Raw genomic sequence first — 21,169 nt, forward strand, 5'->3', positions numbered from 1 at the left:
CAGGAGGACGGGCCGCCTCACGCCGTCCCAGGCGACGGTGACGCTCTAAACCAGCCCGCCGCGCTCATTGCGCGACAGCCTCCGCACGGGGAGCGACGGGGCAGCCGAAGCGGCCGTGTTGTCCGAGGCGGTTTCAATTCACGCTCCCGCACGGGGAGCGACGGGGCGTGAAGTGCTCGCGCTGCTGCTGGCGGGCGTTTCAATTCACGCTCCCGCACGGGGAGCGACCTATCGGCATTGACTGCCACGTTGATCAACACGGTTTCAATTCACGCTCCCGCACGGGGAGCGACATCGCACGCGAAATGGGTGCAAAGACGGCTGGGTTTCAATTCACGCTCCCGCACGGGGAGCGACCAGATCGCCGGCGCCCTGTCCGGCCCGGCCCAGTTTCAATTCACGCTCCCGCACGGGGAGCGACGACATCGTGCGGCATCGGCGACAGCGGATCGAGTTTCAATTCACGCTCCCGCACGGGGAGCGACATGTCGATGCCGGTGATCAGGCTGCGGCGGGCGTTTCAATTCACGCTCCCGCACGGGGAGCGACGCCGATCCGCCCTTCGGCCGCCCCGACCCGGGCGGTTTCAATTCACGCTCCCGCACGGGGAGCGACGTGACCGACGCCGAGCTTCAGGCCGCCGATCCGTTTCAATTCACGCTCCCGCACGGGGAGCGACCCGCTATCTCGAAAGCGGCATTGGAGACCCTTTCGTTTCAATTCACGCTCCCGCACGGGGAGCGACATCTTTTTTGTAAGTAATGTCATGTGATGATCTGTTTCAATTCACGCTCCCGCACGGGGAGCGACCCTCGGCGGACGGTAGGCAGACCCTGATGGTGGCCGTTTCAATTCACGCTCCCGCACGGGGAGCGACTTCAAAACCGTCGACGGCGGTGGCGATGACCGCGTTTCAATTCACGCTCCCGCACGGGGAGCGACGGAGTTTCTCACGTAGGCTGTTGTCCATGTGCTGTTTCAATTCACGCTCCCGCACGGGGAGCGACATTTCCGGCATTACAACAAATGCATGGTGCATTTGTTTCAATTCACGCTCCCGCACGGGGAGCGACACGGCGGCGCCACGACGGCTGCGCGATACTGTCGGGTTTCAATTCACGCTCCCGCACGGGGAGCGACGGCACAACTGGATTACCTGATCCAGCAGGCGCGGGTTTCAATTCACGCTCCCGCACGGGGAGCGACGGCCGGCACCCCCCACCGTTCAACCGTGTGGCGGTTTCAATTCACGCTCCCGCACGGGGAGCGACAAGGTCACCAGTGCCCTGGGTCGCTGTCGTCTGTTTCAATTCACGCTCCCGCACGGGGAGCGACCATCCGTCGGCCTGACCGGCTGCCCGCGCCCACGCGTTTCAATTCACGCTCCCGCACGGGGAGCGACCCGTTAGAGCGCTGACCGCGCCCGTGTTATCCGGTTTCAATTCACGCTCCCGCACGGGGAGCGACGGGAAATCCCGCGCGCACCGCGCCTGCTGCCGGTTTCAATTCACGCTCCCGCACGGGGAGCGACAACAAGACCGGTGCGCCGGTGATCTTGATCGGGTTTCAATTCACGCTCCCGCACGGGGAGCGACATACGGCCTGTCAGGCGGTCCATGCCGCCGATCAGTTTCAATTCACGCTCCCGCACGGGGAGCGACGATGGCATCACGGATGGCCTGCTGCGCTCGTTGGTTTCAATTCACGCTCCCGCACGGGGAGCGACGGAGTTGCCCTGATGCTTTGCTCACTCGAATTGGTTTCAATTCACGCTCCCGCACGGGGAGCGACACGAGAGTATCAACCGTTTCCGGGCGCTGACCCGGTTTCAATTCACGCTCCCGCACGGGGAGCGACTGCCCGCGAGCACGGCAACGTGCTCGGCATCGGGTTTCAATTCACGCTCCCGCACGGGGAGCGACTGCCCGCGAGCACGGCAACGTGCTCGGCATCGGGTTTCAATTCACGCTCCCGCACGGGGAGCGACGCCACGTGGCCAGCTCTCCACCCGCTCTACGCGGTTTCAATTCACGCTCCCGCACGGGGAGCGACGGAGATTCAGGACAGCCTCGCAGGCGCTTTCGAGTTTCAATTCACGCTCCCGCACGGGGAGCGACGACCCGGCGTCGGCGCCGGGGCCATCGTTCGGGGTTTCAATTCACGCTCCCGCACGGGGAGCGACACGGCTCAGCCGCATCCCAGTTCCACCCATAGGGGTTTCAATTCACGCTCCCGCACGGGGAGCGACCGACCCAGCGCAAGGTGGCGTTTGAGAGCACCGCGTTTCAATTCACGCTCCCGCACGGGGAGCGACCGGCGGCGACAGAGGCCGCCGCCGTGGCGTCGCGTTTCAATTCACGCTCCCGCACGGGGAGCGACTGACGACGACCGCGTCGGCCTGCTGGCGGCGGGGTTTCAATTCACGCTCCCGCACGGGGAGCGACGGCGCCACCACAGCGCCGGTGTGGACGGTCACAGTTTCAATTCACGCTCCCGCACGGGGAGCGACGACGATCCGCGTCACCTATCCCCGGTACGGCCTGTTTCAATTCACGCTCCCGCACGGGGAGCGACCGTCGATCACTCAGGTTACTCGCGCAATGGAGGGTTTCAATTCACGCTCCCGCACGGGGAGCGACCCATCCCGCCGCGCTCGGCCGGGGTGGGAGTGGCGTTTCAATTCACGCTCCCGCACGGGGAGCGACTGCCGCCGTCGTACAGCGCTGCCGCCGCGTCCAGTTTCAATTCACGCTCCCGCACGGGGAGCGACCACCTGGGTCCGCATCGACAAGGACGCGACCGGGTTTCAATTCACGCTCCCGCACGGGGAGCGACCATCCTTCTTCAGCGTATTTTCCGACTTATGGAGTTTCAATTCACGCTCCCGCACGGGGAGCGACCATCTGCGCGCCGGCCGCCGCCACCGCCGGTCGTTTCAATTCACGCTCCCGCACGGGGAGCGACTCACCCCCGCCTTGACCCGCCGCCCCCTGAAGGTTTCAATTCACGCTCCCGCACGGGGAGCGACACTCAGGCGCCGCCGGATCTCAGTGCTCATCGAGTTTCAATTCACGCTCCCGCACGGGGAGCGACCTGCCGCGCCGGCTTGATTGGCGCGGGCCAGCGGTTTCAATTCACGCTCCCGCACGGGGAGCGACTTGCAGAGACGTCATCTGGGGCCGTTGAGTACAGTTTCAATTCACGCTCCCGCACGGGGAGCGACGCGTCACCTTCTCAATCTCCTCTTCTGGTACACGTTTCAATTCACGCTCCCGCACGGGGAGCGACCCGCCGGCCGGCGCCTGGACGGCCGGGGTCGCGAGTTTCAATTCACGCTCCCGCACGGGGAGCGACTCGGTGACGTGTTCGATGCGGCCTTTGACCGATTGTTTCAATTCACGCTCCCGCACGGGGAGCGACCGCGCCAATCGCTGTCCATCCAGCATGACGCGATGTTTCAATTCACGCTCCCGCACGGGGAGCGACCACGGCTTCCGTGCCATCGCTCGCGGACGGATCGGTTTCAATTCACGCTCCCGCACGGGGAGCGACCTGACGGTATAGGGCCATTTCCGTCTTCGAAATCGTTTCAATTCACGCTCCCGCACGGGGAGCGACGCACCGCCGCGGCCGGCGGTGGACGTGGAAGCGGTTTCAATTCACGCTCCCGCACGGGGAGCGACCGGCCAGGGGCTGGGTAGTGGCGCACTCCGTGGAGTTTCAATTCACGCTCCCGCACGGGGAGCGACTTGCCGGATGCACCGCAGCGGGACGGCTATCAAGTTTCAATTCACGCTCCCGCACGGGGAGCGACCCGACGACAGGGCCACCCGCCCCTTGACCTCCCGTTTCAATTCACGCTCCCGCACGGGGAGCGACGAGATTTGGTGCGTTCTTGGTTCAGGACGGGGTGTTTCAATTCACGCTCCCGCACGGGGAGCGACGACGACCGGGCCGAATGTCGCGGGATCGTCCATAGTTTCAATTCACGCTCCCGCACGGGGAGCGACCTGGCCCTGATCGCATTGAGGATCAGGGCCACGGTTTCAATTCACGCTCCCGCACGGGGAGCGACTGCGCGGTGTGGCGCTCGATGATCTGGGTCGGGAGTTTCAATTCACGCTCCCGCACGGGGAGCGACGCTGAAGGCCGACAACGAGGTCCGCGCCTATCTGTTTCAATTCACGCTCCCGCACGGGGAGCGACCTCGGGCGCGTTCGAGTTTCGTGCGCCTTCCGCGTTTCAATTCACGCTCCCGCACGGGGAGCGACGCCTGGACCTGCCCGACGACATACTCTCTCACCACGTTTCAATTCACGCTCCCGCACGGGGAGCGACCCCACCCCCCTGCCCTATCGAGGTTGGTGAGCAGTTTCAATTCACGCTCCCGCACGGGGAGCGACACATCAGCATCACGGCATCCTCGCCGATGGCTGGTTTCAATTCACGCTCCCGCACGGGGAGCGACCTGAAATTGGGATCTTCACAGTGACAAGGAGGAGTTTCAATTCACGCTCCCGCACGGGGAGCGACGAGCGATCAAGCGTCACCATACTCCCGCCAACTGCGTTTCAATTCACGCTCCCGCACGGGGAGCGACACCTCCTCATGTGCGATTCTCCCCGAGGGCGTATGCGTTTCAATTCACGCTCCCGCACGGGGAGCGACTAGAGGCGACCAATATCCAATGCTATTTAAGTAGTTTCAATTCACGCTCCCGCACGGGGAGCGACGTGTGGTGTTCACCTTCACGGGCTGCAGGCCCTGGTTTCAATTCACGCTCCCGCACGGGGAGCGACGGCAAGCCTGGGTTCTGGCCCGACGGGCCATGGCTGTTTCAATTCACGCTCCCGCACGGGGAGCGACGGCCCACTTGGGCTGATGACACCCCAACTGAGCAGTTTCAATTCACGCTCCCGCACGGGGAGCGACGTCCGGGGCCGTGGGCGCCGCGGCCGGTGATCCCGGTTTCAATTCACGCTCCCGCACGGGGAGCGACGGCGCTGCCGAGCCGCGCCGCCTGATCAGCGACGGTTTCAATTCACGCTCCCGCACGGGGAGCGACCGTGAAGCGCTGGCGGTGCGGCTTGGTGCGGCCGTTTCAATTCACGCTCCCGCACGGGGAGCGACCATAGATGATGTCCGCCGTCCGGCGCACAGAGAGGTTTCAATTCACGCTCCCGCACGGGGAGCGACTCCCGCAGCGTCCGGTCTCGGGCATCGGCGAGTTGTTTCAATTCACGCTCCCGCACGGGGAGCGACCCGATCCGTCATCCGCCTGATGGCGCGGCGAATGTTTCAATTCACGCTCCCGCACGGGGAGCGACCGGCACCGCGTCGCAGGCCGCCTTGATGGTCCGTTTCAATTCACGCTCCCGCACGGGGAGCGACGATCGGGGATCTGGGGTTCAGGGTTGCGGAGCTTGTTTCAATTCACGCTCCCGCACGGGGAGCGACCCGATCGCAGAGCATTATGCTCTGTCATCGCGAGGTTTCAATTCACGCTCCCGCACGGGGAGCGACGCCGCCCTGCTGGTGATGGGGCAGATAGAACCCGTGTTTCAATTCACGCTCCCGCACGGGGAGCGACCGCCGACCGGCTGCTGTCGCTGAGCGTGACAGATGTTTCAATTCACGCTCCCGCACGGGGAGCGACAGCTTCGCCAATGCTGGCATTGACCTTGCCGCCGTTTCAATTCACGCTCCCGCACGGGGAGCGACCCTGTGGCTATCGCCCAAATGTCACCCTCAAATGGTTTCAATTCACGCTCCCGCACGGGGAGCGACCAGCCGCCGTCGCAGCCCGCACGGCGGCCATGGTTTCAATTCACGCTCCCGCACGGGGAGCGACTCCCGATCCGGGCGGCGGTCACGCGGGCCTATTTCGTTTCAATTCACGCTCCCGCACGGGGAGCGACCTCGGCGGACGGTAGGCAGACCCTGATGGTGGCCGTTTCAATTCACGCTCCCGCACGGGGAGCGACCCGGGCTGGTCGCCAGAGCGTCCCGCACCTCGACCGTTTCAATTCACGCTCCCGCACGGGGAGCGACGGCCCTGTAGTGGGCATCAGGGCGGCGTATGGAGCGTTTCAATTCACGCTCCCGCACGGGGAGCGACGACATGGTGATCGGCGACGGCCCGGGTGGCGCCGGTTTCAATTCACGCTCCCGCACGGGGAGCGACGGGTCGGTCGCGCCGTCCGCATTGACGCGCCGCTCGTTTCAATTCACGCTCCCGCACGGGGAGCGACCCCAGCCCCTGGCCGAGCTGGACCAAGGCCGCCTGGTTTCAATTCACGCTCCCGCACGGGGAGCGACACGGGCACGGCGTGAGGCGGCGGCAACGGCCGAGTTTCAATTCACGCTCCCGCACGGGGAGCGACGTACACAGCCCCGGCCGGCATGGTGGATTGGGATGTTTCAATTCACGCTCCCGCACGGGGAGCGACTGGCGCGCGACCAGAGCGTCAAAGTCGGCCTGGTTTCAATTCACGCTCCCGCACGGGGAGCGACATCCCCCCAACGGGTGGGGTTGCGGGTGTTGGATGGTTTCAATTCACGCTCCCGCACGGGGAGCGACGCGCCTGATCGCCCATAGCCGCGCCGGCGGTCGCGGTTTCAATTCACGCTCCCGCACGGGGAGCGACCAAGCGCAGCAGGCCCGAACGATCGGCAAGCCGGTTTCAATTCACGCTCCCGCACGGGGAGCGACCGCCGCCCTCGGTCGGGGCGGTCGCGGTGAACCCGTTTCAATTCACGCTCCCGCACGGGGAGCGACGGCCAGCCGGACCAAACCGGCAGAGGGAGACGCGTTTCAATTCACGCTCCCGCACGGGGAGCGACGTGATCGCGGGGGCCCTTGCGGTCTATGCCGATGTTTCAATTCACGCTCCCGCACGGGGAGCGACCGGCCGCGCCGTCACCGCCGCCACCACCGGCCGGTTTCAATTCACGCTCCCGCACGGGGAGCGACCTCTTTTGTCATCTCAAGGGACGGGCCCATGTAGTTTCAATTCACGCTCCCGCACGGGGAGCGACACCAGCCCCCGCCACTCGGGCTCCGGACATGACAGTTTCAATTCACGCTCCCGCACGGGGAGCGACCGGCGATCGAGGCCCTGAAGGCCTGGATCGAGCGGGTTTCAATTCACGCTCCCGCACGGGGAGCGACGACCCGCGAGAGATTGCGGAGATGATCCGGGCTGGTTTCAATTCACGCTCCCGCACGGGGAGCGACCGCCAACGACCCGGCCGATCCGGGCGGGATCACGTTTCAATTCACGCTCCCGCACGGGGAGCGACGGTCGCCGAACTCAAGACGCGCACGCAAAGGCTCGTTTCAATTCACGCTCCCGCACGGGGAGCGACATGCCGCGATACTTCAGTGCCCAGAGGTTGGTGGTTTCAATTCACGCTCCCGCACGGGGAGCGACGCCCAAGGGGTGGCACTCTATGATGAGATACGCGTTTCAATTCACGCTCCCGCACGGGGAGCGACCAGCGGCCCGCGGGTCTCCGCGATCGACAGCCCGTTTCAATTCACGCTCCCGCACGGGGAGCGACCCCTGACAGGCCGGTGCGCCGCAGATAGGAACGGCGTTTCAATTCACGCTCCCGCACGGGGAGCGACCACCGATGTTGCGACACCACTGACCACCGGTCGGTTTCAATTCACGCTCCCGCACGGGGAGCGACCACCGGGATCGGGGCCGGGTGGTCCAGTGCGGGGTTTCAATTCACGCTCCCGCACGGGGAGCGACCACCCCGCCAACGCCGCCTCAAGGTCGTGCTTGTTTCAATTCACGCTCCCGCACGGGGAGCGACGGGCGCCGTTAAACCCACTCTATGCCGCAGCAAAGTTTCAATTCACGCTCCCGCACGGGGAGCGACTTGCAGGCGCGCCACGCCTGGATCGCGAGATGGTTTCAATTCACGCTCCCGCACGGGGAGCGACTTTCTGGCGTGTCTGGCCTCTCTCATGGCCCGAGTTTCAATTCACGCTCCCGCACGGGGAGCGACGACCGCACGGCCAACCACGACGCGCCCCAAGTCGTTTCAATTCACGCTCCCGCACGGGGAGCGACTAATGCGCGGGAGTATGTTCGCGCAATACGCAGGTTTCAATTCACGCTCCCGCACGGGGAGCGACTTGCCGTCGGCATACCACTGCCCGAAGGCAGGCACGTTTCAATTCACGCTCCCGCACGGGGAGCGACTCGCGTCGACTGCAGGCGGAAATGTTCCTTGCCGTTTCAATTCACGCTCCCGCACGGGGAGCGACTGGAACAGAAAGCCTCCCTCGACGCCAACGATGGGTTTCAATTCACGCTCCCGCACGGGGAGCGACGATGATGCCGACGATGTCGCCGGCAAAATCCCGGTTTCAATTCACGCTCCCGCACGGGGAGCGACTGCTCTCGGGGCACGACGGCCTCAAGGCTGTCCTGTTTCAATTCACGCTCCCGCACGGGGAGCGACCAGCGGATGACATCGACAAGCTCTCTGAGCGCGACGTTTCAATTCACGCTCCCGCACGGGGAGCGACCTATATCCGCGGGCGTAGGTCGACAGTACTGGATGTTTCAATTCACGCTCCCGCACGGGGAGCGACTCTCCGAGTGACAGCCCTTCATCGTCGAGGTCGATGTTTCAATTCACGCTCCCGCACGGGGAGCGACCCATCAGGGTCTGCCTACCGTCCGCCGAGGCCCGTTTCAATTCACGCTCCCGCACGGGGAGCGACGGGGCGCCCAGAGGTGGAGGCCACATGCCCCCCGGTTTCAATTCACGCTCCCGCACGGGGAGCGACTCATGACGCGGGCGACCGGGGTTCCGCGCCCCGGTTTCAATTCACGCTCCCGCACGGGGAGCGACGTCGCCGACAGCCGGCGGCATCGTAGCGTTCCGGGTTTCAATTCACGCTCCCGCACGGGGAGCGACATCAGTGGATGACGCCTTTCGTCATTGAGCTCAGGTTTCAATTCACGCTCCCGCACGGGGAGCGACGGCGCCGACCGGCTGCTGCCGGCAGGGCTGTCGGTTTCAATTCACGCTCCCGCACGGGGAGCGACATCGTAACGCAGGAACTTATAGACCGACTGAGCGTTTCAATTCACGCTCCCGCACGGGGAGCGACTGGTGAGGATGAGATCTCCGCCGCCACCCGGACCGGTTTCAATTCACGCTCCCGCACGGGGAGCGACCAATCTCGGCCAGGCCTACCAGGCCGGCCGGTGGTTTCAATTCACGCTCCCGCACGGGGAGCGACATCGCCGGTGCGGGCGAGATCGATGTCTCGGCCGTTTCAATTCACGCTCCCGCACGGGGAGCGACGGTGTCCTGGCCGAGACGGCCGGCCGTCTCGACGTTTCAATTCACGCTCCCGCACGGGGAGCGACCAAACGCCCGGCCTGAAATTGGTTTATCTAGACGTTTCAATTCACGCTCCCGCACGGGGAGCGACTGCCCAGGCGGCATAATTGCTCGGCTCGTTGTTGCCGTTTCAATTCACGCTCCCGCACGGGGAGCGACCCACTGGATGCCGTCGCGCGCGCCGACGTCCAAGTTTCAATTCACGCTCCCGCACGGGGAGCGACCAGCCCGCGCCACCTCGTCACGCGCGGCGCGGCGTTTCAATTCACGCTCCCGCACGGGGAGCGACGCCCGAGAACAGACCGCCGCCGGAGCCCCCGCCGTTTCAATTCACGCTCCCGCACGGGGAGCGACTACACGGCGCCAGCCGGCATGGTCGATTGGGATGTTTCAATTCACGCTCCCGCACGGGGAGCGACCCGATCCGGGCGGCGGTCACGCGGGCCTATTTCGTTTCAATTCACGCTCCCGCACGGGGAGCGACTGCAGGTTGGTGAAGCCCGGGCCGTTATCGCTGTAGTTTCAATTCACGCTCCCGCACGGGGAGCGACGTCAGCCCGGGTTCCCGGGCGGGCGGGCGTGTCAGTTTCAATTCACGCTCCCGCACGGGGAGCGACTCACCCCCCTGTAATACCTTGATTTCACTGCCCAAAAAAGCCGATTTCCGCGAACCTCCCCGCCGACTCATTCCATCGTATGCATGACACATCTTTCAAAAATTTAAGCCTTTGAAATCGCTTCGCGATTCCTTCCGCGAACCTCCCGGGGTTTTTGTGTGTGCTTGGGGTTCGCGGAACGGCCGTCTCCCCACCGGGGCCGGGCGGGCCAGCGGGTCGGCCGGCGGGGCCGATATCTGACAGGGGCATGGTGGTGACGGGCCACGGGCTGATCCCGGCCGGGCCTGGGGGGGCGATCAGGTGTTGGATACCCGCCCCGGAATGATCAGGCCGTCATCCCAATATGGCGGGTGGCCGAAGGCGTGTTTCAGGTGGTCGATCAGTGCCCGCAGCCGTGCCGAGGGGGCGGGGCCGCGTTGATAGGCGATGGTGATCGGCGTCACGTCGGCATCGACGCCGATGTCGAGCATGTCGAGGGTTCCGGCCTTGATCGCCTGATAGCTGTGGAAGGTTGGCAACCAGGCGATGCCGAGCCCTGCGATCGCGGCGTCGCGCATGGCATAGCAGGAGGTGACGCGAAGCCGTGGCGTCACCCGCGCGACAACGCGTTCGATCTCGGCCTTGAAGCTCCAGTCATCCGGCCCCCGGTCCATGTAGTGGATCGCCTTGTGGTGTTCGAGCTGGTCGACCGTCTCTGGCCGGCCATGCTGATCGAGATAGGATGGCGCGGCAACCAGGGTGCGGTGGCTGATGGTGAGGTGCTCGACCGCAAGCTTGGGCAAAGGTGTCGGCGCGATGCGGACCAGCGCGTCGAAGGCCGGCGCCAGATCGCTGATCCGGTCGTCGAAATCGGCCGTAACGGTGACGTCGGGGTGGCGGCTCATGAAATCATACAGGATCGGCCCGAGATGCAGGTCGCCGAAGGCGCGGGGCACGGCGATGCGGAGCGGGCCCGACACCGCGCCGCGCCGCCGCGCCAGATCTTCCCTGGCCTCGGCTGTCTCGGCGACGATCCGCCGCGCCCGATCGAGCAGCGCCATGCCGTCTTCCGTCAGGGCGAACTGGCGGCTGTTGCGGTTCAGCAGTCTGGCGCCGAGCGCGTGCTCCAGCTCCGACAGCCTTTCGCTCACCGTCGACTTCGACAATCGAAGCTGACGGGCCGCCTCGTTGATCGATCCGCAATCCACCACGGTGACGAACGCGATGATGCCGTCGAGCCTCATGGTTCGCGATCTCCGGAATGATGGTTCGGCTCTTCCGACCTGTCGTGATGGCCGTCGACAGGCCTAAGCTCGACGGAGAGCGGCCGTCCGGCATGATGTTATGCTTGTTGATCTGGTCCTGGCCCGCAATCACCGATGGAGGGCGAACATGACGTCGTCTGCTTTTTCAGCCATGGTCCTCGGCGTGGCGCTGATCGCGGCCGCGCCCGACGCCGGCGCACAGGATTTCGTCTTTCCGCCGGGGTTCAGCGCACAGGACGTGGCCACCAACGGCACGACCCTGCATGTCCGGGTCGGCGGCACCGGGCCGGCGGTGCTGCTGCTTCACGGCTATGGCGAGACCGGCGACATGTGGGCGCCGCTGGCGCGGGATCTTATGCGCGACCATACCGTGATCGCGCCGGATCTGCGCGGCATGGGCCTGTCGGCGCGGCCCGCCGCGGGCTATGACAAGAAGACTCAGGGCCGCGACATGGCCGGCATGCTCGACGCGCTCAAGATCGGCACGGTCGATCTGGTCACCCATGATATCGGCAACATGGTCGGCTATGCCTTCGCCGCCCAGAATCGCGACCGGGTCGGGCGCTTCGTTCTGATGGACGCGCCACTCCCCGGCATCGGCCCGTGGGAGGAGATCTTGAAGAACCCGCTGCTCTGGCATTTCCGCTTCGGCGGCCCCGATATGGAGCGGCTGGTCGCCGGGCGGGAGCGCATCTATCTGGATCGCTTCTGGAACGAGTTCTCGGCCACCCCGGCCAAATTCAGCGAGGCATCCCGTCAGCATTATGCCCAGCTATACGCGGCACCCGGCGCCATGCATGCCGGCTTCGCCCAGTTCGCGGCCTTCGATCAGGACGCGATCGACGACAAGGCCTTCCTGGCCGAGGGCAAGCTGACCATGCCGGTCCTCGCGGTCGGCGGGGAAAAATCATTCGGCCCGGCCATGGCCATGGTCATGCGCTTCGCCGCCACCGACGTGACGGAAGGCGTCGTGTCCGATGCCGGGCACTGGCTGATGGAAGAACAGCCCGAGGCGACGGTGACACTGGTCCGCGCGTTTCTGGATGCGGGACGGTAGCAGGCGGCCTTCCACCGGATGTTTCGATCCACACTCCCGCACCGAAAGCCTATGTGCGCCCCGGCTTTCAAAAAAATAAGGCCTTCAAATCGCTTGCGAATTTCTTACACCCCCCAGCATTTTCACCTGCGCCCGGCTTCGCGGCACCGCCCCCTCACCACCGCCCGCCAAGGCCGGCGGGGGTGGCGCGGGCTTCTGTGAGGGTGCGGTCGGCGTGGCGCATGCGGTGGTCGAGCAGGCGGCGCATCATGGTGGCGACCACCGGGGCATAGGCCGGGTCGGCGGCGAGGTTGCGGGTCTGGTCGGGGTCGGTGGCAAGGTCGAACAGCACGGGGTCGGCATCGGGGAAATGGAGATAGGCGAAAGCCTCGTCCTGGATGGCGCAGAAATGGGCGCCGTGCGGGTCGCGGGCCAGGCCGGGGGCCGGGAAGGCCGGGATCTTGTCGCGGAAGTCGTGCTCGTAGACGGCGGCGGTGCGCCAGTCGTCGGGGGCGTCGCCGGCCAGCAGCGGCAGCAGGCTGCGGCCGTCGCATTGCGGCGGCGGGGCGATGCCGAACCAGTCGAGCACCGTGGGCAGCAGGTCGACATGCTCGGTGATATGGGTGACGCGGCCGCCGCGTGTGGGGTCGGCGCTGGCACGCGGGTCGGCGATGATCATCGGCACCCGGAACGAGGCCTGATGCAGCGCCCGCTTGCCGAACAGCCCATGCTCGCCCCACTGCTCGCCATGATCGGACATGAAGATCACCAGCGTGTCGCGGTCGCGACCATGGTGGCGGAGGGCGGCCAGCACCCGGGCGATTTCGTCGTCCACCTCGGCCAGCAGCGCCAGATAAGCATGGCGCAGCGCCGCCACGGTTTCAGGGGGCAGGTCCGCCGCGCGGCCGTCGAGGCCCGGATGGGCGATGCTGGCCGGCACCACCGCGCGCAGCAGCGCCGCCAGCGGGTGGATGGCATCTTCGGCCAGGGCATCGACCCTGGCCAGCGGCGGCGCGCCGGGGATGCGGGCCAGATGCCGGGCCAGCGCCGCCAGCGGCGGATGCGGCCGGAACAGGCCCAGATGCAGCAGCCACGGGGTTTGCTGTTGCTGGCTGATGACATCCACCGCCGCATCGGCCAGCCAGCGGCTGTCATGCAGGCCGTCGATCTGGGGGGATGCCTCGACCGGAGCGCCCGCGCGCAGATGGTTGGCGAAGGCCAGGTCGTAGTCGTCGGCGCCGCCGGCGGCCGGATCTGCGGAACTGCCGGCGGCATCAGGGGCCGGGCCGGGGTCGGCCTGCCGGTTGCGCGCCCAGGCCATGTAATTGGATTTGTCCTCGGCCATCTCGCGCACCACCCGCCAGCCCTCGGCGACGCTGGGGCCGGTGAAGGCCGGGTCGGCGGGGTTGCGGCCGCGCGGATCGGGCACTGAGGTGGTGTAGCCGATCATCCAGGGCGTGACCCCGGCGTCGCGCAGATGATGCTGCAACTGGCGATGATGCGCCGACAGCGGCACCGGATTGCTGAACACCCGGTGGGTGAAGGGATACTGGCCGGTGGCCATGGTCGCCCGCGCCGGGCCGCAGGGCACGCTCTGGGCGAAATGGCGGGTGAACACCGTGCCGCGCGCCGCCAGCGCGTCCAGCGCCGGGGTGGCGACATGGGGCAGGCCCAGCCCCGGCGACAGATCCCAGCGCCATTGGTCGACCACGATCAGCAGAACATTACGCGCCGGGCGATTGGGTGACATGAGGCAGCGGCCTTTCGGCAGAGAGCAGGACGACGGCGGGGCGTGGTTTCAGCGGCAGGCGAGGCGTTCCAGCAGCGGCCGGAAACGCGCGACGCCGCCGCGGCCGGCGCCATCCACCTTGGCGGCTTCATCGATCCGGCGCAGCGCGATGGCATCGGCGCCATGGGGATCGGCCAAGAAATCCGCAACCTCGGCATCACTCATCGGCCCGCCCTGAAGATCGAGCGTGCGCCGCGACACCGCCGACAGCCCTGCCGCATAAGCGGGTTCGGTCACCACCAGACAGCGCTTGGCCGCGACATGCAGGGCGATCGGCCGGGTGACCGATAGCGGAAACAGGCCGGCCAGATATTTCTCGCCCAGACGTTCATGCGCATCATCGCGGCCACGACGGAAGGCGTCGCCGGCATCGCGGTGCACCATATGGCCGATGTCGTGCAGCAGGGCGGCGGCGATCAGGCTGTCGGGCGCGCCCGCCGCCTCGGCGATCTCGGCCGACTGCACCGCATGTTCGATCTGGCTGACCGCCTCGCCATAGCTCTCATCGCCACGGGCCGCGAAGGTCGCGAAAATCGCCTCCAGCCGGGAACGGGTTTCGGGCAGAAGCGCGGGCTGGGTCTCGGCCATGGTGTGGACATCCTATGCATTAAAATGATGATCTCGGTTATGATATAAACTGACTTTATGAAAGCCGTGTGACCATCCTCTGAAAAAGCGTGCCCCCGTCCGCGGTCGACGCCAAGGCGGCGCGGCCGCCGGCCGGGCGGCACGGCATCCATGGCCGCAGGCGGTATCCGGGGTCATTTTCCACGATCATGGTCGACGGTCTCATCCGAACCGGTCGCCATTGAGGTCTCCGGCCACCTGCCGCGACATTTTTTTACCCGGATCGGGGTATGCGGGCAGCGCGGCCCGCGAATCGGAGCCGGTTCATTTCATGACGAAATTCCGCGAACGCAGATTTCATTCGGTAATATTCTGACCCACCGGCGCAAGGTTCGGCTTTGGGTGCGGTGCAACGCGCGTTCAGGGTGCCAAATCCCCTATACTCAATGTCCTCAGGGTTGCAGGCACTGGCAGGGTGGCGCCACCAGCGGTGTCAAGAGCCGGGGTGACAGGCCGGATATTTCGCTGTCATAGTTCCGGCATCGGATCGCCTTGTTCCTCGTCTCTGGGAAGATCGTCACTGATGTCCTCATCCGAACGCCTCAGTCTCCACGTGCCCGAGCCGGCGGTCCGGCCGGGCGACACACCAGACTTTTCGACCGTCAAGATTCCGAAAGCCGGTGCGGTGCCGAGACCCGAGGTCGACGCCGACCCGGAATCCATGCGCGACCTCGCCTTCTCGATCATCCGGGTGCTGAACCGCAATGGCGAGGCGGTCGGCCCCTGGGCCGGCGCGCTCACCGATGACGAGCTGCTCGACGGCCTGCGCCATATGATGACGCTGCGCGCCTTCGACGCCCGCATGCTGATCGCCCAGCGCCAGGGCAAGACCTCGTTCTATATGCAGCATCTGGGCGAGGAGGCGGTGAGCTGCGCCTTCCGCAAGGCGCTCAAACCCGGCGATATGAATTTTCCGACCTATCGGCAGGCGGGGCTGCTCATCGCCAACGGCTATCCGATGGTCGATATGATGAGCCAGATCTTCTCGAACGCCCGCGACCCGCTGAAGGGCCGCCAGCTTCCCGTGATGTATTCATCGCGCGAGCATGGCTTCTTCACCATCTCGGGCAATCTCGCCACCCAGTTCGTGCAGGCGGTGGGCTGGGCGATGGCCTCGGCGATCCGCAATGACGACAAGATCGCGGCGGCCTGGATCGGCGACGGCTCGACGGCGGAAAGCGATTTCCACGCGGCCCTGGTCTTCGCCTCGACCTACAAGGCGCCGGTGGTGCTGAACGTGGTCAACAATCAGTGGGCGATCTCGACCTTTCAGGGCATCGCGCGCGGCGGCTCCGGCACCTTCGCGGCCCGGGGCATCGGCTTCGGCATTCCGTCGCTGCGGGTCGACGGCAACGACTATCTGGCGGTGCACGCGGTCGCCAAATGGGCGGCGGAACGGGCGCGCCGCAATATGGGCCCGACCCTGATCGAATACGTCACCTATCGGGTCGGCGCGCATTCCACCTCGGATGATCCCTCCGCCTATCGGCCCAAGACCGAAAGCGCCGCTTGGCCGCTGGGCGATCCGGTGATCCGGCTGAAGAACCATCTGATCGGGCGCGGCGTGTGGTCGGAAGAGCGCCACAAGCAGTCGGAGGCCGAGATCCTGGACACGGTGATCACCGCGCAGAAGGAGGCCGAGAGCTTCGGCACCCTGCATGCCGGGGCCAAGCCCTCGGCGCGCGACATGTTCGACGGCGTCTTCGCCGAGATGCCGCCGCATCTGCGCCGGCAGCGCCAGCAGGCGGGAGTCTGAATTCATGCCACGCATGACGATGATCGAGGCGATCCGCGACGCCATGGACGTGATGATGGGCCGCGACGAGACCGTCGTGGTCTATGGCGAGGATGTCGGCTATTTCGGCGGCGTGTTCCGCTGCACCCAGGGGCTTCAGCAGAAATACGGCAAAACCCGCTGCTTCGACGCGCCGATCAGTGAAAGCGGCATCGTCGGCACCGCGATCGGCATGGCCGCCTATGGCCTGAAGCCCTGCGTCGAGATCCAGTTCGCCGATTATATGTATCCGGCCTATGACCACATCACCCAGGAAGCGGCGCGGATCCGCTATCGCTCCAATGGCGATTTCACCTGCCCGCTGGTGATCCGCATGCCCACCGGCGGCGGCATTTTCGGCGGCCAGACCCACAGCCAGAGCGTGGAGGCCCTGTTCACCCATGTCTGCGGGCTGAAGGTGGTGGTGCCCTGCAACCCCTATGACGCGAAGGGGCTGCTGATCTCGGCGATCGAGGATCCCGATCCGGTGATCTTCCTGGAACCCAAGCGGCTGTATAACGGCCCGTTCGACGGCCATCACGACCGGCCGGTGACCCCCTGGTCGAAGCATGAGGCCGGCGAGGTGCAGGCCGGCCACTACACCGTGCCGCTGGGCAAGGCGGCGGTGGCGCGGCCGGGATCGGCGGTCACCGTGCTCGCCTATGGCACCATGGTGCATGTGGCGCTGGCGGCGGCGGCCGATGCCGGCATCGATGCCGAGGTGATCGACCTGCGCACGCTGGTGCCGCTCGATCTGGACACGATCGTGGCCTCGGTGCGCAAGACCGGGCGCTGCCTGGTGGTGCACGAGGCGACGCTGACCTCGGGCTTCGGCGCCGAGCTGGTCTCGCTGGTGCAGGAAAACTGCTTCCACCATCTGGAGGCACCGGTGGTGCGGGTGGCCGGCTGGGACACGCCCTATCCCCATGCCCAGGAATGGGATTATTTCCCCGGCCCCGGGCGCGTCGGCCGCGCCCTGCAAGAAATCCTGGAGAGCTGAGCCATGGGCGAGCATATCATCAAGATGCCCGACGTCGGCGAAGGCATCGCCGAGGCCGAGCTGGTGGAATGGCATGTCGAGGTCGGCCAGATCGTGCGTGAAGACGCGCTGCTGGCGGCGGTGATGACCGACAAGGCCACGGTCGAGATCCCGTCGCCGGTGGATGGCAAGATCATCTGGCTGGGCGCCGAGATCGGCGAGGTGTTGAGCGTCGGCGCGCCGCTGATCCGGCTTGAGGTGGCGGGCGAGGGCAATGCCGCCGCCGTGGCCGCCGAGGCGGAGGCGGAGGCGGAGACGGAGACAGCCGGCGAGTCCGGCGCCGATACCGCGCCGGCCCCGGAGCCTGCCGCATCGAAGCCGGCCGCCGCCAAACCGGCGGCCCCCAAACCCGCACAAGCCAAACCCGCGCAAGCCAAGCCGGCGGCGCCGAAACCCGCATCGCGTGCCGCCGCCCCGGCCGGGCCGGGCCTGGCGGTCGCCATGGCGCCGGGCGCGCCACGGCCTGAGCATGACAAGCCGATCGCGGCGCCGGCCGTGCGCCATCGGGCGCGCGAGGCCGGGGTGGATCTGCGTCAGGTGCGCGGCACCGGGCCGGCCGGCCGCATCACCCATGAAGACCTCGACCGGTTCTTCGCCGGTCAGGACCAGCGGCCGGCGGCCGGCGGTCTGGTCGCCAACACCACCATCGACGAGATCAGGGTCGTGGGGCTGCGCCGGCGGATCGCCGAGCAGATGTCGCTGTCCAAGTCACGTATCCCGCACATCACCTATGTCGAGGAAGTGAACGTCACGGCGCTGGAAGAACTCCGCGCCAAGCTGAACGCCGAAAAGCGCGCCGACCGGCCCAAGCTGACCATCCTGCCCTTCCTGATGCGGGCGATGGTCAAGGCGATCGCCGAACAGCCACGGCTGAACGCGCTGTTCGACGATGAGGCCGGCATCATCCGGGTGCATGGCGGCGTACATATCGGCGTCGCCGCCCAGACGCCGTCGGGGCTGGTGGTGCCGGTGGTGAAGCACGCCGAGGCACGCGACATCTGGGGCTGTGCCGCCGAGGTCAACCGGCTGGCCGAAGCGGCCAAGACCGGCACCGCGACGCGTGAGGAGCTGACCGGATCGACGATCACCATCACCTCGCTGGGCGCGCTGGGCGGCGTGGTCACCACTCCGGTGATCAACCATCCGGAGGTGGCGATCATCGGCGTGAATAAGATGATGATCCGCCCGGTCTGGGACGGCACCGGCTTCGTGCCCGCCAAGATGATGAACCTGTCCTCCAGCTTCGATCACCGGGTGATCGATGGCTGGGATGCGGCGGTCTTCGTCCAGCGGATCAGGTCTCTGCTTGAGACCCCGGCCACCATCTTCATCGAGGGTTGAAACGATGAAGGACATTTCCTGCAAGCTGCTGGTGATCGGCGCCGGCCCCGGCGGCTATGTCTGCGCGATCCGCGCGGGCCAGCTTGGGCTCGACACGGTGATCGTCGAGGCGAAGAAGCCCGGCGGCACCTGCCTGAACGTCGGCTGCATTCCATCGAAGGCCCTGATCCACGCGGCCGAGGAATTCGAGAAGGTGGCGCATATGGCGGGCGGCGCCTCGCCGCTCGGCATCTCGACGAGCGCCCCCACCATCGACATGGCCCGCACCATCGCCTGGAAGGACCAGATCGTCGGCCGGCTGACCGGCGGCGTCTCAGGGCTGTTGAAGCGCGCCAAGGTCAAGGTGGTGGCCGGCCATGCCCGGTTCCGCGACGGCAAGACCGTCGAGGTCGACACCGAGACCGGGCTTCAGGTGATCCGCGCCGAAACGGTGGTGATCGCCACCGGATCGGTGCCGGTGGAACTGCCCTTCCTGCCCTTCGGCGACCGGGTGATCTCGTCGACCGAAGCCTTGTCGCTGACCACGGTGCCCGAGCGCTTCGTGGTGGTGGGGGCGGGCTATATCGGGCTCGAACTCGGCACCGCCTTCGCGAAACTCGGTGCCAGGGTGACGGTGGTGGAAAGCCAGCCGCGCATTCTGCCGCTCTATGATGCCGAACTCACCCGGCCCGCGGCGAAGCGGCTCGACGAGCTGGGGGTCGAGGTGCTGACCGGCGCCAAAGCCCGGGGCCTTGCCCGCGGCGGCGACGGCCTGGTGATCGAGACCGCCGAAGGCGAGGAACGCACCCTGCCCGCCGACAAGATCCTGGTCACCGTCGGCCGCAAGCCCGCCACGCAGGGCTGGGGGATCGAGGAACTGGTGCTGGACATGCACGGGCCGTTCATCTCGGTTGGCGACCGCTGCCAGACCTCGATGCGCGGGGTTTATGCGATCGGCGACGTCACGGGCGAGCCGATGCTGGCCCACCGCGCCATGGCCCAGGGCGAGATGGTGGCCGAGATCGTGGCCGGCCACAAACGCGCCTGGGACAAGCGCTGCATCCCGGCGGTGTGCTTTACCGACCCGGAAATCGTCACCGCCGGCCTGTCGCTCGACGAGGCGAAGCGCCAGGGCGTCGAGGCCCGAACCGCCCAGTTCCCGTTCAGCGCCAATGGCCGGGCGATGAGCAAGCTGGGCGAACAGGGCTTCGTGCGCGTGGTGTTCCGCGCCGACAACAATCTGGTCCTCGGCATCCAGGCCACCGGCCAGGGCATCTCGGAACTCTCGGCGGCCTTCGCCCTCGCGATCGAGATGGGCGCCCGCCTGGAAGACATCGCCGGCACCATCCACGCCCACCCGACCCTCAGCGAGGCCTTCCAGGAAGCCGCGCTGAAGGGTCTGGGGCACGCGCTGCATATCTGATGGTCAGGCAGCGGGGCGGGAGCGCCCTGGGGCCTCCCGCCCCATCATGGCCCACCCGTTACTGTCGCGCCCCCGTCACGGCAACTGCTGCGCGGCGTGCTTGACACGCAGGATCTCCACGATCCCGGCGTCAGCCAGCATGCGGTAGAAGATGATATAGCGCGGATGCGCGATCAGTTCGCGCACGCCCTCCGGCAGATCCGGGCGCCCGGTATGGCCAAACTCTGGATGATCTTCAAGCGGTTTGGTCTTGTTGGCCGAAGCTCCGGGCGCGCGCCGGATTGTCTCCGGCGATATAATGCATGATGGCGCGCAGATCCTCGCGGGCCATCGGTCGCCGTTCAATGGGATAACGGGCACCGGGGGGATAACGGGCACCGGGCATCGTCGGACCTCAGCCGGCAACCACCGGCACCGTCATGCCCGTCGCGTCCGCGTCGGTGCGTGCCCGACCTCGCTTGCGGCAATATCCGCATCCATTCCGGCCATGACCTTGTCATGCGGGATGTTTGGCCGCGGATCGTCGATGGCGCCCTGTATCTCACCCGCAAGCCACCGGTTATAAGCGGCCGAGCGGTGCGCCTCACGCAAGACATCCGCACGGCCGCGGGTGCCGGCGGCCGGCTGTCTCTCGGCAGGTCGCCATGCGCTGGCATCGAACCGGCCGACGATGATACCAACCTCGCGCAGCAGGCTCAACGCGGCCGCCGGATTGCCAAAGCGGCGCGGCTCGATGCTGCGCGCCTTCGTCAGCACGGCGCGCCCACCGCTGCGCGTGTCGATCTCAACAAGAAACGCGCCGCCCTGCCCCTTCAGAACCACATCTGAAACGCCGCCAGCATCACTGGCAGGGGATGTCCCGCCCGATGTTGAAAAGGGCTCGGCGGACGTCGCTGGTTGATGAGGCTATGCAGCCTCGCAGACGGGG

General features: G+C 66.4%; 9 protein-coding genes, 1 pseudogene and 1 CRISPR repeat array. Of the genes and pseudogenes, 5 read left to right on the top strand and 5 right to left on the bottom strand.

The window, feature by feature from the left end:
* The first annotated feature begins 130 nt into the window (after nt 1–130).
* Nucleotides 131–9,989: a CRISPR direct-repeat array (repeat unit 32 nt; unit sequence GTTTCAATTCACGCTCCCGCACGGGGAGCGAC).
* Nucleotides 9,990–10,285: 296 nt separating this feature from the next.
* Nucleotides 10,286–11,212, bottom strand: a complete 927-nt coding sequence (locus IEW15_RS21665) for a LysR family transcriptional regulator (protein WP_188581882.1) — start codon at nt 11,210–11,212, stop codon at nt 10,286–10,288.
* Nucleotides 11,213–11,360: 148 nt separating this feature from the next.
* Between IEW15_RS21665 and IEW15_RS21670 the strand changes: the two genes are divergently transcribed.
* Nucleotides 11,361–12,290 carry an alpha/beta fold hydrolase gene (locus IEW15_RS21670; protein ID WP_229708476.1) on the top strand — a complete coding sequence of 310 codons (930 nt, stop codon included), beginning with the start codon at nt 11,361–11,363 and terminating at the stop codon, nt 12,288–12,290.
* A 154-nt stretch (nt 12,291–12,444) separates the two neighbouring features.
* Here the strand turns inward: IEW15_RS21670 and IEW15_RS21675 are convergent, their stop codons facing one another.
* Together IEW15_RS21675 and IEW15_RS21680 are read right to left on the bottom strand one after the other, a co-directional pair.
* The gene (locus IEW15_RS21675) at nt 12,445–14,019 is read right to left on the bottom strand and encodes a sulfatase-like hydrolase/transferase (RefSeq protein ID WP_188581884.1); all 1,575 of its coding nucleotides are present in this window, start codon (nt 14,017–14,019) and stop codon (nt 12,445–12,447) included.
* A 48-nt stretch (nt 14,020–14,067) separates the two neighbouring features.
* Nucleotides 14,068–14,646, bottom strand: coding sequence for an HD domain-containing protein (locus tag IEW15_RS21680; protein WP_188581886.1), 579 nt, complete (start codon nt 14,644–14,646; stop codon nt 14,068–14,070).
* Nucleotides 14,647–15,208: 562 nt separating this feature from the next.
* Here IEW15_RS21680 and IEW15_RS21685 point away from each other — a divergent pair.
* Genes IEW15_RS21685 through lpdA form a run of 4 tightly spaced genes read left to right on the top strand, consistent with a single transcriptional unit; the run spans nt 15,209 to nt 20,241 of the window.
* A complete protein-coding gene (locus IEW15_RS21685) occupies nt 15,209–16,441 on the top strand; it encodes a 3-methyl-2-oxobutanoate dehydrogenase (2-methylpropanoyl-transferring) subunit alpha (RefSeq protein ID WP_188581889.1) in 1,233 nt (410 codons plus the stop codon).
* A 4-nt stretch (nt 16,442–16,445) separates the two neighbouring features.
* Entirely contained in the window at nt 16,446–17,459 is a 1,014-nt protein-coding gene (locus IEW15_RS21690; RefSeq protein WP_188581891.1) for an alpha-ketoacid dehydrogenase subunit beta, read from the top strand.
* A 3-nt stretch (nt 17,460–17,462) separates the two neighbouring features.
* Nucleotides 17,463–18,839 carry a dihydrolipoamide acetyltransferase family protein gene (locus IEW15_RS21695; RefSeq protein ID WP_188581893.1) on the top strand — a complete coding sequence of 459 codons (1,377 nt, stop codon included), beginning with the start codon at nt 17,463–17,465 and terminating at the stop codon, nt 18,837–18,839.
* A 4-nt stretch (nt 18,840–18,843) separates the two neighbouring features.
* Nucleotides 18,844–20,241 (top strand): dihydrolipoyl dehydrogenase, encoded by a 1,398-nt coding sequence (lpdA, locus tag IEW15_RS21700; protein WP_188581895.1) that lies wholly within the window; start codon nt 18,844–18,846, stop codon nt 20,239–20,241.
* A gap of 75 nt (nt 20,242–20,316) precedes the next feature.
* On the opposite strand, the pseudogene IEW15_RS21705 reads toward lpdA, so the two are convergent.
* A pseudogene (locus tag IEW15_RS21705) lies at nt 20,317–20,626 on the bottom strand (type II toxin-antitoxin system RelE/ParE family toxin).
* A 32-nt stretch (nt 20,627–20,658) separates the two neighbouring features.
* Nucleotides 20,659–21,063 carry an antitoxin PaaA2 family protein gene (locus IEW15_RS21710; protein WP_188581897.1) on the bottom strand — a complete coding sequence of 135 codons (405 nt, stop codon included), beginning with the start codon at nt 21,061–21,063 and terminating at the stop codon, nt 20,659–20,661.
* Nucleotides 21,064–21,169 lie beyond the last annotated feature (106 nt).

The sequence above is a fragment of the Tistrella bauzanensis genome (genome assembly GCF_014636235.1).
GTDB lineage: Bacteria > Pseudomonadota > Alphaproteobacteria > Tistrellales > Tistrellaceae > Tistrella > Tistrella bauzanensis.